Raw genomic sequence first — 12,901 nt, 5'->3', positions numbered from 1 at the left:
GGCCGGCGCCTATGTCGATCACTTGGCCGCGATCGGCGCGACGCCCTCAATGAGCCGCACCGGCAATTGCTACGATAATGCCCCGATGGAGAGCTTCTTTCACACCCTCAAGGTCGAACTCGTCCATCAGTGCCGATGGGCGACACAGGCCGAAGCGCGGCACGCGCTGTTCGGATACATCGAGGGCTACTATAACCGGCACCGCATGCACTCGGCCCTCGGATATCTAACCCCCGAGCAAGCCGAGCGGAGCATGACCGGCTAACCCTGCGTGTCCGCCGAACCGGGGGAATATCACCGGCTCCAAAGCGGCGCTCGAAGCGGCGGTCACGAAAGGAGACATCAGCGCCGGTCCCGCAGTTCGCGGTTTTGACCGGAAGTGGTGCCGCTTACAGGACTCGAACCTGTGACCCCCGCATTACGAAGGCTACTGACGCAACGGGAATAAACGTTACTTTTCCGCCGATTATGGGGTATTCGCTCGTCAGAATTACGCTTGACCCACGCGCTTCCCAGTCACGCGTGAGGTCGCCCGGCTGCGGTTTCCTAGCTAAAGCACTTTGGCTCAGCAAATCCGCTTTCAGCGACCTCCTCTATACCCACAGAGCGGTCAAATGACCGCGATCATGTTGGCAGTAATGACCGTGCCGGGCGCGACGGTGGCGAACAGAACGGCGGCACCCGCGCCCGATCCATCGGCGTCATAGAACAGCTGCCCGGTCGCCTGGTTGTAGACGATATGCTGGTCCGCGGTCGTCGCCGCGGCGCCGATGACGAAGTGGGACGCTGACAGCGTGCCTACCGCCATCCCGCCGAACACCCCGGTCGACAGCGCCAGCTTGTCCGCGCCGTTGCCGAAGTCGGCGATCGTCACGACATTTCCGCTACCTGGCTTGGTCGAGAAGGCGAACGTGTCGTCGCCCGCCAAGCCATAGAGCGTGTCCATTCCGCCGCCGCCGTTGAGGACATTGGCACCGTTGTTGCCGATCACCGACTGCGCCTGGTCGTTGCCGGTCAGGTTGATCGCTTCGGTGCCGCCTTGAACCTGCGCCGACAGTACCTCAATCGACTGGCCTGCGGCGAGGGCGTAGCTGACATTGGCATAGACGGTATCGTACCCCTCACCGGGGTTCTCCACCACGATCGAAGCGCTGTTACCGACTTGGAAAATGTCATCTCCCTTCAACCCGATCAACGTATCGACGCCGCCGTTGCCGTTCATGACGTTGTTGCCAAAGTTGCCGATCATATATTGATCAAAGGCATTGCCGATCAAGTTGATGTTCTCAGTGCCCTGCTGCGTCGCGACCGACAACACCTCAATCTCGGCCGTGCCGGTTAGAGCGTAGGTCACGCTCGTATAGACGGTGTCGCGACCCTCGCCGGGATTCTCAACGATGACAGCGCTTCCGTCGGCGATGGCGTACGTGTCGTCGCCCTTCAGCCCGATCAGCGTATCCGCACCGCCGTTGCCGTTGAGAACGTTGTCGCCCTGGTTGCCGATGACGTACTGGGCAAAGGCATTTCCAACCAGGTTGATCGGATCGGTTCCCTGCTGTGATTGAACCGACAGGACCTCGATTGATGCGCCGCCCGTAAGCGCGTAGCTCACCGAAGTGTAAACAGTGTCGTTTCCTGCACCGGGCTCCTCGACCACGGTTACGCCGCTGGCGCTAATAACATAAATATCATCCCCCGCGAGTCCTCTGAGAGTGGCACCGGAATCATTACCGTATAATGTATCTGCCCCATTTGTTCCCACGATTTCGAGTTTGACGCTATTTGTTGATGCCAAGGGTTTCAGAGCAAGGTCTTCATTAAATCCTAATTGCCCCGAATTGGCGTAAATTGAAAACAATGATTCCCCGTTTGTTGAGCTTATTGTTGTCGTTAGGTATCGTAGGTTTTCCGGATTGGGGAAATCGGCCAGTCTGATTGCCGAAAACACGCCCCTGCCATCGTTCAGATAGAGGACTGGTGTATCCAGGCTAGGCTGGCCGCCTTGAAATCCACCCACGACTATATCCAACGCACCGTCGTGATTTACGTCCTTGATCGTAACTGCTGATGCCCAGTGTTCACTCGTCGTTTTATTAATTAAGCCACCATGCGCATCAGCTCCGCTGATATGGTTATTGGTATCTAACTCGAATTTGCCATCTCCTTTATTGATATAGATATCGATAGCCCAACCGTCATAAAATGGACTGTCTTGCGTTGACAGGAATACAAGATACTGTTTACCATCCCTATTTACATCAATATGCGCGATATCTACAACCACTCGGTTCTGATCGGTGAAATATCCAGCCGGAATATAAATCGGAGATACATTGGTGTAACCGTGCCCATTGTTTAAAAAAACAAAAGAGCCGTGACTTGATGACCCACCAGCTCCACCCAGGATTAGATCCGACAACCCATCACCATTGACGTCCATCAACAAGGACGATGTATAGGTGTCTGTTCTGATATCGAGCGCTTGCCCGGCCTCCGCGTTTACAATCGAAGTATCTCTATGAAATCCTCCCTTTCCGTCCCCTATTAGGGCGTAAGGTGAAATTAATTGAGAGCCAAATATATTTCCGACAAAGATGTCCAAATGGCCATCGCCATTAATATCCCCAACTGCCGCGCTGTGGGAAAAATCGGTTAATGCGGGTAAGTTACCGGACGCATCTATCCAGACATTTCCGGATGATAAAAATAGTTTGTTTTGCTCTCCTGGAAAGGGCGACGCATCGTAGCCGTGCGATGCAATGAAGACGTCTATCTTCCCGTCTTCATTGAAGTCTCCAACAACAATATCACGCGCGTGTACAGTTTGGAGTGCTTGTGATGGGAAAATGCTATACGAGACTGGAAACCAAGTTTCCCGACCCGTCACCAAAAAATACTTGGCCTCTTTGCGGGGTATTTGGGCCTGGAGGATATGAGGCACCGGTTACGATTAGATCGTCAAACCCGTCACCGTTTAAATCGCCGGTCCAAGTGAAGCCTGCAAAGGCTGCATTGAAGGCCGAAAGCGTTCCCACCTTCGGTTGATAGAACTCTGCTAAGTTGGCCATAGAGGTCCCCATTCACAAAAACCGACTTACTATCTACTTATCGACCTATTGCATGTCCAGCCTGAATAACTCTAGCCTCGTTCGGAGTAGCGCTTATGTAATCCGCGTTGAGCGACTTTCGGTATACCCACAGAGCGGTCAGACGACCGCGATCATATTGGCGGTGATGACCGTGCCGGGCGCGACGGTGGCGAACAGCACGGCGGCGCCTGCACCCGAGCCATCGGCGTCGTAGAACAGTTGCCCCGTCGCCTGGTTGTAGACGATGTGCTGCTCCGCGGTCGTCGCCGCGGCGCCGATCACGAAATTGGACGCCGATAGCGTACCACTTGCCATCCCGCCGAAGATCGACGACGACAGCGCGATCTTGTCCGCACCGTTGCCGAAGTCCGCGATCGCAGCGACGTTGCCATTGCCGAGTGCAGTGGTGAAGGCGAAGGTGTCGTCGCCGCCCAGGCCGTAAAGCGCATCCGCCCCGCCGCCACCATTCAGGACGTTAGCACCGTTATTGCCGATCACCGCCTGTGCCAGTTCGTTGCCGGTCAGGTTGATCGCTTCGGTGCCGCCCTGCGACTGCGCGGAAAGCACTTCGATCGACTGGCCATTCGCCAGGGAATAGCTGACGCTGGCATAGACGGTGTCGAACCCCTCACCTGCATTCTCGATCACGACCGATGCCGCGTTGCCGACGACATAGGTGTCGTTGCCCTTTAGCCCGATCAGCGTGTCGATGCCGCCATTGCCGTTCAGCACGTTGTTGCCGAAATTGCCGATGATGGCCTGGGAGAAACCGTTGCCGATCAAATTCAGATTATCGGTGCCCTGTTGTGTGGCAACCGACAGCACCTCAATCTCCGCGCTGCCGGGCAGCGCGTAGCTGACACTGGTGTATACCGTATCGGTGCCTTCCCCCGGATTCTCGATGATTACCGCGTTCGGATCGGCGATCGCATAGGTGTCGTTGCCCTTTAGCCCGATCAGCGTATCGGCGCCGCCATTGCCATTCAGCACGTTGTTGGCGAAATTGCCGATCACATATTGCGCAAAGCTGTTGCCGACGAGGTTGATGGGGTCGGTTCCCTTCTGATCCTGCGTCGATAGCGTTTCGATCGACGATCCACCATCCAGCGCATAGCTGATCGAAGTGTAGACGGTATCGTTGCCCTCGCCCGGCTTCTCTACGATCGTCACGCGGGGGTTCTGGACAATGTAGGTATCATCGCCATCGCCGCCCGCCACCGTATCGGGGGTCGATCCCTGCAGAACATATACGCCGTTGGGGTTCGGGGGCGGCGCGGGGGCAGGTGCAGGCGCAGGCGCGGGCATGATCGCCGCATCGTCATTGGATATGGTGCCGGTGCCCTGCGCGGTGCCGATGGTCGCGTTTGTCGCGTTCGACAGCGTGACGGTGAAGGTCTCGTCGCCTTCCACTACGCTATCCGCCGCTATGGGAACATGAACCATGGCGGTAGATGCGCCAGCGGCAAAGTTGACGGTACCGGTTTGTGGATGCTGCGCATCGAACACGAAATCGTTCGCGTCGGTGGTACCGTTGGCGATCGTGTAGGTCGCGCTCGCCGCGCCGGTGGTGCTACCCGACCGCGTTACCGTGAATGCGAAGTCCGTCGTGCCGCCGCCGCTACCCTCATTCTGGGTGAGGGCAGCAATGGCCAGGCTGCCTACGGGCCCACCAGGGTCGTTGATGTTTCCCGTAAAACTCAGATTGGTGCCGTTCGTCCCCCCAAATAGTTTTATGGTGAACGTCTCCGTTCCCTCGAGTCCGTCTCCGCCTACGACGCCGAACGTGAAATCATGGAAGGCCTCCCCTGCCGCGAACTGATAGGATGTCGTGTGCGCGCCATTTGGATTGGCATACCCAGTGAAATCGAAGTCGACATCTTCCGCCGTTCCGAACAGCGGCGCTCCTGTTTTGGTTATAATTTGGAGTTCGAGAGACTCTGCGTTGGTGGAATCTCCGCGCGTCACCCTTATAGTGACTGTCGCTGTGCCAGCCGCCGGCTCAGTAAAACTCAATGGAGTGATGGAATAACCAGGAGCAACCATGATCGTTACCTCTCTTCGTGCGGAGCCCTGCCCAAATTCACAATCGGGATTGCGGCACCGGACCGCCCGCCGGGACGGCTATGCAAGGAGGTCTAAATCCGAGAAGGGGAGCGAATATTGTAAAAGTTCGCCAAAATTTGGGGCGTAGACGTGTTTAGGCAGCGGCGCCCGTGACGGCGTGAGCGCTGTCCTCTTCCACCAGCGACGGCGGCAGGCGGAACGACAGGGTTACGCCAGCACGAACCTGCGCTTCCGCAGCGGCCGCCATCAGCAGTCTCGGCGCGCCGAAATATTCGCGCGGCGTCATCGCCATGAAGTCGCGGAAATCCCGATAGAAATGGGATTGGTCGCAATACGCTTCGTCCATCGAGTTTCGCACCGAGTTTCCTACAGCCGTCCTAACCTGGCCCAGCGTGTCGAGAAATCGTTGCAAGCGCATCAATCGCTTCGGCGGGAAGCCAAAGGCACCCAGACACAATCGGTGCAGTGTCCGTGCCGACACCCCGGCAGCAGCTGCGAATGCCGCCAAATCGCGCGGCCGCATACGCAGGGCGCGGTCGGTTGCTAGGACTGCCTTGCTGACCGGCGGTCGCGACGCCAAACGTCTGGTCAGCAACTCTTCGAGACGCTCCACGATCACCTGATCTTCCTTATCCCGAATAAGGTGCGCCCTAAGCTGTTCCCCGGATATACCGAGCCGGTCGCCGAGCGGCACGACCCGGTTTGCCATCGCTCCGGCATCGCCGCCGATAACCGCTTGCCAGCCGATCGGGGTCAGGCCGAAACCAATCGTTCGGCCTCCCTTGGTGTCGATCGCCCCGTGACGATCCGTCGGTCCGAACAGCACCGCGGTCTGCGGCGTCTCATCCTCATACCCCGGCATCCTGACCATCCAGGACCCGGAGATCGAGAAGCGAACGTTACCCCACTCGGGATACAGGAAATCCGTCAATGCCTCACTTGCTGTCACGAAATAAAAGAAGGTGACGTAGCTTTGGAGGTGGTCGCTCGGGCGGACGATGTTTACGCTAAGACAACCATCGGGCCGTGCAAGCTGCGGCGGGGAACACGAAGGGCTTCGATCCATAGATCCCCCTTTCGGGACACGGCGCACCTGGGGTTATTGCATTAAGGAGCCGAGCGTTTCACGCTTTCTGGCGGAAGTCTAGATATTTAAAGCGTGAAACTGCGCCGGGACGCGCCCGTTCGACGGGGTCAACGGTCAATTGAATCTCCCAGCCTATTGCCAGAACGAAGGGGAGCCCGATCGTGGACGGGACGGCTGCCCTGCCGCCATGAGGCGCAGCTGGCGTTGCCGCTTTGATCCGTGGGGGCAAAAACGTTCAGGTGTCTGGCCCGGCACGGGCAGCATATCTGGATCGAGTGCGCCAACCCGCAGTGTGAGCATCACGGCATCGTCGGCGCCTGGGAGGCGGCGACATGGTTTCGCTTTCATCGCTTCGCGACATCGTTCGACGGGTTTGGTGTCTACCCGCAACAGGCTGTTCGAGCTCAACGTTTGGCAACCGCCAAACAAGCGGACGCATCGCGGCGGCGGTGGTCGCATGCCCGCGGCCAAATGAAATTGGCGCTGTTGCGCTGTTTCAGTTCTGCAGACATGTTCGCCAGCGCAGCAACGCAAAAGCAAAATTTAGGCAAGAGGTTGGAGGAATGATGGGACCGTGGATCAGGGCCACGTTGTTGCTGGGAGCGTCGTTTTTTGCGGTGTCCAACGTGGAAGGTCAACTGCCTGTCGACTCGCCCGAACTGGCCGCACGTGGCGCATCGCCCGTAGGCACGCAGACCATCATCCTGATTGATCCCGATCGCGCAGATGTGCTGGAACCTGATGGCGTGGGCGGGTTCAAACACCACGCGCGGAAGCTGCCGATCGAGATATGGTATCCTGCGGTGAGCGCAGCAAAAGACGTGCAGCAGGTTACGTACACGATGCCTGCGCCTTTCCTCGGCAACCGCAAGAGGAAGCGGGTTGTGCGGCTCAGTTTTCCCGGAAAGGCGGCCCGCAATGCCGAGCCTGCTGTGGGGCATTTTCCGCTGCTGATACTATCGCACGGCTATAACAATCGCGCGATTGGCTTCAGTGATCTCGCCGAAAACCTTGCGTCTAAAGGATATGTCGTCGTTGCTATTGAGCATGGCGACGTCGATCCGGTAATTGCGGGATCGCGCCGTGCCTCGTTTACGCAGGTCTGGGTCGATCGGAGCGCGGATCAGCGCTTCGTCATTGCCGAGATCCGGCGACGCACAGCCTCTTCGTACAAAGGTGTGTTTGAACATATCGATGCCGATAAATTGGCTCTCGCTGGTTATTCAATGGGCGGCTACGGCGCGATCGCGACGGCCGGGGCAGGCTATGATCCCAAATCGTCGCTGATGGCACAACTCCCCAAAGCGATGATGGCAGGATCGCTTGAAGACGACGACAAACCCGTGCCCGGCCTCAGGGCGCTCATCCTGTTCGGGCCGTGGGGTGGATCGCCGGCAACGCGGATGTGGTCGCCCGCGGCTCTGAGTAAGATCTCTGCCCCGGCGCTGATAATCGACGGGGATCGCGACGATGTCGCTGATTACGCGAATGGGGTACACTGGCTGTTTGATCGAATGGCACAGTCGGACCGCTATTTGCTCTCTTATCGCGAGGCACGGCACAACATTGCGATGAATGCCGCACCTGCGTCGGTCTCAGACGACTACCTTTACATCGACAAGTTTAATGAGCCGGTGTGGCGTAAGGACCGCATACTGGCGATCAACGCTCATATGATCACCGCTTTTCTCGATCTACATTTGAAGGGGATCAGCGACCGGGCGGGTTATCTGAACGTCCCTGCACCCATCGCGGACGACGGTACCTGGCTTCTGAGCGAGGGCGAAGTATCGGGTGATCAATTGGCGAAGCCGACTGGTTCGAGCGCTACGTACTGGCGGGGTTTTCATCGCCGCTGGGCGCTAGGACTCGAGCTTGCGCACGTCAGTCCAGCAAAAACCCACGGGCAGCAAACTCGTGAATGATTGAGGCTGACGTTAACCGAAGAGAAGCCCACCGTGACCACCTTCTTCCCGCCGACGAAAAGGGCTGGAAGATGCTGGTGAGGCGGCTGCGCGGGTGAACGGGACAGCACCCGCCCGCCAAAGCAAGAGCGACCAAGATGACGGGCGGGGCGGTTCGCTCCGTGTCACAATTTAGAGAGGGCGACGCTGGCCGCAATGGGCTGGTCGAGTTCAGGGCTTGGGAACGGCCAAGAGAGCGGATTTTGGGTCCGAGCTTTCAACATCGCTTTTGACAACATATCTAACGATCCACTTCGGATACCCTTCCGGGGTCGTCACGATGTCGGGAAACCCAATTGGATCATCCCCGGTTTCGACCCAGCCCGCGCCGTAGCAGTGATCGCAGATCGCACGCTTGCAACGAAAGCTGACCAGATCGATCTCGGTGTTCCATTGGCCGTGACCGTGACAAATTGGGCAGCGAGCGTCCAGGCTGCCGTTTCTCGGCCGCAGCGGAATGATGTCGAAGGCGTGTGGGCTGTCCGGGCCATCACAATGGACGATGTTGCTGGCGTGCGGCATACATCTCCAACGCCCTCGGCATCATTTGGGTTCGATCGGAGCTGGAAGGTCCGCGTCGATTATTCGTGCCATTCGCTGCTTCCCCTTTCAGCGACAGCGCTGCTACTGCGCAGGAATGCTCAGAACCCGGATCAAACGAAACGCCCTCCACGACGCGCGGACAATGAATCGACTCGCCGATATCGAGGCTTCGATACTGGCTCTCAAGGACGACGACCTGCTCGACCTCGCCGACATCTTCTCGGACGACCCGCAGACCCCGCTCGCGCGTTTAGCCGCCGCAGAAATGGCTCGGCGAAATATCACGCTCTGACCACGGGGAATGCTGGTCGCCGTCAGTTTGATTTCTGCAAAAGCTTGTTGCTGTCCGCGCGCATCCTGACGACCAAGGCGGCGAAGCGATCGGTCGGCGGCCCTGGAATCCGATCGGTGAACGCTTTGGCCAGTTCCTCGTAGTACCAGAGTGACCCATCCCGACCGCCGGTGAACCGATCCCACAGCGCCTCCCCGTGCACAGCCAGATCGGCGACGATCGCGCCAGCGTTGTGCGTTTTGTCCGCGAGGCTGACCCGCAACGAAGCTTCAGGCTTGTGGGCAAGGCTCGCGATGTAAGCCTCCTTGCGCGGACGCCACGCCGGTTTGGGATCGACGACGGCGTCGGTGCAGTGATCGACCATTTCGGCGACGCGCTCCCCGAACCGCTCTCTGATCGCTTGCAGCTGCGGCTCCCCGCCCTGATCCTCAACCGCGTCGTGCAACAGGGCGGCGATGGCTTGATCCTCGTCGGCGCCGTTCTCCAGCGCGATCGAAGCGACTCCCAGCAGGTGCGCGACGTAGGGGATGTCGGTGCCTTTCCGCCGCTGCTCACGATGGAGGCGGCTCGCGTAGGAAAGCGCATCGTCGAAACGGTCGGTCAGCATCGCTATACCCATTGGACGGTCAGCTGCTCGATGATATTGGCGGACGCTCCGCTCCTCATCCCGGAAGCGTAGCCGCTGAAAGCATCACCGTCTTTGGAAATCGATCCGGCGCTAAGATTTGTCCTCGCAACCGTTCGGGACGCTGTGGTCATAACGTAGCCAGAGGCGTCGAATCAGCGAATGGATCGCGCCTAGATTTTGAGTGAAAAATGGAATAGCTTTCGTCGGATGCATCGATGCGAAAAGCTGGAGGGGTGCGATGGGGGACGAGCATTCCGGGCGGCTGTTTCGTCGTTTCAGGAGAAACTCCGCTGAGCCCGGCGCGAACCGGGAGCAGGTAGAGGGAGAAAGTTTCGTTTCGTTCCATTCGCCTCGTTTCGCGATAAACCCCGCCAACCTGGCCGACGCGGACTTCCGCTATCGTTATCTTCAGTGCGAAAGCGAACACGTCAAATGGCGAAACGAGCGCGTGTCGTTGCTGCTCAAGCAGCTGACCGTCGTCATTGGAATCTGCTTCGCATTAGGCGTGCTCGGCATTTTCCTCTCCGCGGTGCGCGCCCGGGGGGTCGTGGTGGAATCTTTTGACGCGCCGCCGTCGCTCGCGTCATCCGGGCTGAGCGGACACCTCATCGCGGGCGCGGTGCAGGACGGTCTCGCCACCATTCAAGACGGCGTTCGGACGACGGCGTCCAAGCAAAAGATCGACAACGCTTGGACCAATCAAGTCACCGTTCAAGTTCCCGAGACCGGTATTTCTGTCAGCGAATTGAGCCGGAATTTGAGGAGCGCGCTCAGCCACGAGACCCATATTTCCGGCGCCCTGGTGATCAATCCAGACGATACCCTTTCTTTGACGGTGCGCGGCACCGGAATTCCACCCCAAGTCTTCACCGGGCCGAGGTACGATTTGCCAAAGCTCGTCACCAAAGCCAGCGAATACACATACGGCATGTACGAGCCGCGCCTGTTCGCCGCGTATCTGAACCAGCATCACAGATATCCTGAAAACGAGCAATTTACCCGGACGGCGCTGGATCGCTCCGATCCGGACGCGCGCCCTTCCCTCCTTAGCAGCATGGCCATCGCGCTCAGTCACAATGGCCACAGAGGAGAAGCAATCCGCAAGCTTCGCGAGGCGCTCTCCCTCGATCCCACTTATTGGTCCGCCTGGGCCACTCTAGGCGCTTATGAAAGGGTGATGCACGGTTGGGAGGCGGGGTGGAAGGTCGGTCAGCAATTGGCGCGTGTGCCGGGGGCCGATGCGAACGAAGATTGCGGGCGCGCTTGGATCAACTATTATTTGGCCGTCGAGGACTGGACCGGCGAAATCCGGTTCCACGAATGTAACGCCCGCAAATCCGGTGGATTTGGAACAACCTCGACTTCGGCGGCTACGGGGCTCGCCGACTCGGAGGCGCACCGCCATGACTGGGCGTCGGCGGAACGGCGGCTCAGCCTTGCTTACTATGATGATCCGGCGCTTTTGGCCACGCGCTTTTGGATCGCTGGCCTGCACGCCCTCGATCGGGGAGACTCGCAAACCGCCGCAACGGCTTTGGGACGGTTTTATGCTCTGTTGTCCGCTTCCGAGGCGCTGCAATTCCAGTTCGATGATGGCGACTGCTACGCCGCGCTGGCCTTTTCGGAGGTGGGGAATACGCGCTTGGCCAATGCTATTTTCTCCCAACATGCGGACGATTCCCGGTGCCGCGCCCTGCAGGCCGACGGGGAAGAGGCGAACGGAAACAGGAATGCCTCTGACCGTCTGTACCGTCAGGCGGTGGCTCTCGCTCCGGACATTCCTTTCGCTTACCTGCATTGGGGCGTGGCGCAGCAGCGGCAAGGAAATTTGCGGAATGCGGCGGCGATGTTCGCCAAGGCGCATCGCCAGGGCCCACATTGGGCCGACCCGCTGAAAGGTCAGGGCGACGTGCTGGCGGCGCAAGGTCGCTGGCGGGAAGCCAGGGAGAGATACGAAGCCGCCCTCAATTTCGCCCCCGGCTGGGCAGAGTTGAAGCAGGCTGCGAGAAAAGCGAACGAGAAGGCCGCTAAAGGTGGCCAAGGCTTGTCTGGATGGCTGACGCGGCGGATTTAGGCGCTCCTTAAAGTCGATTGAAAGGGGCGTACTGGCGGCGAATGGCTCCGCGGATCGGCGGCGGCGGAGACCCTGGTCTGCATCATCTTCGACCATCAAGACGACCCTCCCCTCCTCTGCCGCGATGAGGCGCAGCTGGCGTTGCCGTTTTGATCCGCGGGAGCAAAAACGTACAGGTGTCTGGCCCGGCACGGGCAGCATATCTGGATCGAGTGCGCCAACCCGCAGTGTGAGCATCGTCAGCGCCTGGGAGGCAGCGACATGGTTCCGGCTGCATCGCTTCTCGACATCGTTCGATGGGTTTGGAGACAGCGCCTACGAACACTTTCGCTGCACCGCGTGCAACGCAAAGGCGGGAACGCTCCGGCCCACTGAAGAGCGGCCCACTGTAACCACCTTCTTCCCCGCCGACGAGAAGGGTTGGAAGATGCTGGTGAGGCGGCTGCGCGGGTGAAGGGGAGCACCCGCCCGCCAAAGCGAGAGCGACCAGGTTGACGGGCGGGGCGGTTCGCTCCGTTCCGCAATTTAGAGACGGCGACGCTGACCGCAATGGGCTGTTTGATTTCAACGCTAGGCAACGGCCTACCAAGCGGACTTGGGGTATAGCCGATATCCAGCAGCCGCAGGAAACGCGCTGTGGGGTCGGCATGTACACCCAAATGAACCGCACGCCGCAGTGATCGCTGTCGCTGCTTGGGCGAGCAGCTGAAACGAGCTATCTGTCACAGCTGGATTGCACGTAAGGCATCGTCAGAGCAGGTTTAGGAAATTTCCCTTTTCATCTTTGATCCATCGCTGTCCACATCCTTCCTGCAGCATGATACCGGCATGTTGGCGATTGAACCCAAGTTGTGCAATCGCGCCGGTAATTCGCGGACCGGTCACGAAGCCCTCATCAACGCAGGCTGATATTAGAATCAGGACACGATCATGTTTGTTGATCTCGGTCGGAAAACCTTCTTTTAGCTGACGTAACCGTTGAAATTTTGCGTCCACATCGTGCCGCGGCGCATCGGTGGCGAGCATGGCGGTTGCGGGCAGCGGGGTTACATCGACAACGATGTCTTTGGCGGAAATCATTTGGCGTTCCTTCGAAAAAAATGGTGGAAATTGCCCCGCCCGCGAACCAGCCGAAGCCAGCGCGCGGAGCGGGGTGTGAG

Annotated in this window: 11 protein-coding genes; 4 read left to right on the top strand and 7 right to left on the bottom strand. The window is 58.8% G+C overall.

The window, feature by feature from the left end; translation table 11 throughout:
- Nucleotides 1–265 (top strand): IS3 family transposase (locus tag EAH84_RS07405; RefSeq protein ID WP_140869999.1); only part of this gene is annotated, 265 nt, incomplete at its 5' end.
- 345 nt (nucleotides 266–610) lie between these two features.
- Here EAH84_RS07405 and EAH84_RS07400 read toward each other — a convergent pair.
- From EAH84_RS07400 to EAH84_RS07385, 4 genes are all read right to left on the bottom strand, one after another.
- Complete coding sequence (locus tag EAH84_RS07400) at nucleotides 611–2,941, bottom strand: FG-GAP-like repeat-containing protein (RefSeq protein ID WP_140869997.1); 2,331 nt, start codon at nucleotides 2,939–2,941, stop codon at nucleotides 611–613.
- Nucleotides 2,850–3,068 carry an FG-GAP repeat protein gene (locus EAH84_RS16610; RefSeq protein WP_161978360.1) on the bottom strand — a complete coding sequence of 73 codons (219 nt, stop codon included), beginning with the start codon at nucleotides 3,066–3,068 and terminating at the stop codon, nucleotides 2,850–2,852. The genes EAH84_RS07400 and EAH84_RS16610 overlap by 92 nt, the downstream gene beginning before the upstream one ends.
- 138 nt (nucleotides 3,069–3,206) lie before the next feature.
- Complete coding sequence (locus tag EAH84_RS07390) at nucleotides 3,207–5,132, bottom strand: beta strand repeat-containing protein (RefSeq protein WP_140869991.1); 1,926 nt, start codon at nucleotides 5,130–5,132, stop codon at nucleotides 3,207–3,209.
- A 154-nt stretch (nucleotides 5,133–5,286) separates the two neighbouring features.
- Nucleotides 5,287–6,084: an AraC family transcriptional regulator gene (locus EAH84_RS07385; RefSeq protein ID WP_161978359.1), complete on the bottom strand. Its 798-nt coding sequence runs from the start codon at nucleotides 6,082–6,084 to the stop codon at nucleotides 5,287–5,289.
- 488 nt (nucleotides 6,085–6,572) lie between these two features.
- Between EAH84_RS07385 and EAH84_RS07380 the strand changes: the two genes are divergently transcribed.
- Nucleotides 6,573–8,165, top strand: a complete 1,593-nt coding sequence (locus tag EAH84_RS07380; RefSeq protein WP_140869987.1) for an alpha/beta hydrolase family protein — start codon at nucleotides 6,573–6,575, stop codon at nucleotides 8,163–8,165.
- Nucleotides 8,166–8,375: 210 nt separating this feature from the next.
- On the opposite strand, the gene EAH84_RS07375 is transcribed toward EAH84_RS07380, so the two are convergent.
- Nucleotides 8,376–8,726 carry a hypothetical protein gene (locus tag EAH84_RS07375; RefSeq protein WP_140869984.1) on the bottom strand — a complete coding sequence of 117 codons (351 nt, stop codon included), beginning with the start codon at nucleotides 8,724–8,726 and terminating at the stop codon, nucleotides 8,376–8,378.
- Between the two features lie 163 nt (nucleotides 8,727–8,889).
- Between EAH84_RS07375 and EAH84_RS07370 the strand changes: the two genes are divergently transcribed.
- Nucleotides 8,890–9,039: a hypothetical protein gene (locus EAH84_RS07370; protein WP_241656499.1), complete on the top strand. Its 150-nt coding sequence runs from the start codon at nucleotides 8,890–8,892 to the stop codon at nucleotides 9,037–9,039.
- A 22-nt stretch (nucleotides 9,040–9,061) separates the two neighbouring features.
- Here the strand turns inward: EAH84_RS07370 and EAH84_RS07365 are convergent, their stop codons facing one another.
- Nucleotides 9,062–9,646 (bottom strand): HD domain-containing protein, encoded by a 585-nt coding sequence (locus EAH84_RS07365; protein WP_140869979.1) that lies wholly within the window; start codon nucleotides 9,644–9,646, stop codon nucleotides 9,062–9,064.
- Nucleotides 9,647–9,905: 259 nt separating this feature from the next.
- Between EAH84_RS07365 and EAH84_RS07360 the strand changes: the two genes are divergently transcribed.
- Entirely contained in the window at nucleotides 9,906–11,741 is a 1,836-nt protein-coding gene (locus tag EAH84_RS07360; RefSeq protein ID WP_140869976.1) for a hypothetical protein, read from the top strand.
- A 750-nt stretch (nucleotides 11,742–12,491) separates the two neighbouring features.
- Here EAH84_RS07360 and EAH84_RS07355 read toward each other — a convergent pair.
- Nucleotides 12,492–12,821: a hypothetical protein gene (locus tag EAH84_RS07355; protein WP_140869973.1), complete on the bottom strand. Its 330-nt coding sequence runs from the start codon at nucleotides 12,819–12,821 to the stop codon at nucleotides 12,492–12,494.
- Nucleotides 12,822–12,901: the final 80 nt, after the last annotated feature.

Origin of the sequence: Sphingomonas oligophenolica (assembly GCF_006438955.1) — a bacterium.
GTDB lineage: Bacteria > Pseudomonadota > Alphaproteobacteria > Sphingomonadales > Sphingomonadaceae > Sphingomonas > Sphingomonas oligophenolica_A.
This window is presented reverse-complemented; position numbering and strand designations above follow the sequence as displayed.

What these genes read in the sequence shown, in the direction of transcription:
- EAH84_RS07365 (WP_140869979.1), bottom strand. Translation starts at nt 9,646, where the DNA reads ATGCTGACCGACCGTTTCGACGATGCGCTTTCCTACGCGAGCCGCCTC.
- EAH84_RS07360 (WP_140869976.1), top strand. Translation starts at nt 9,906, where the DNA reads ATGGGGGACGAGCATTCCGGGCGGCTGTTTCGTCGTTTCAGGAGAAAC.
- EAH84_RS07370 (WP_241656499.1), top strand. Translation starts at nt 8,890, where the DNA reads ATGAATCGACTCGCCGATATCGAGGCTTCGATACTGGCTCTCAAGGAC.
- EAH84_RS07355 (WP_140869973.1), bottom strand. Translation starts at nt 12,821, where the DNA reads ATGATTTCCGCCAAAGACATCGTTGTCGATGTAACCCCGCTGCCCGCA.
- EAH84_RS16610 (WP_161978360.1), bottom strand. Translation starts at nt 3,068, where the DNA reads ATGGCCAACTTAGCAGAGTTCTATCAACCGAAGGTGGGAACGCTTTCG.
- EAH84_RS07390 (WP_140869991.1), bottom strand. Translation starts at nt 5,132, where the DNA reads ATGGTTGCTCCTGGTTATTCCATCACTCCATTGAGTTTTACTGAGCCG.
- EAH84_RS07375 (WP_140869984.1), bottom strand. Translation starts at nt 8,726, where the DNA reads ATGCCGCACGCCAGCAACATCGTCCATTGTGATGGCCCGGACAGCCCA.
- EAH84_RS07380 (WP_140869987.1), top strand. Translation starts at nt 6,573, where the DNA reads ATGGTTTCGCTTTCATCGCTTCGCGACATCGTTCGACGGGTTTGGTGT.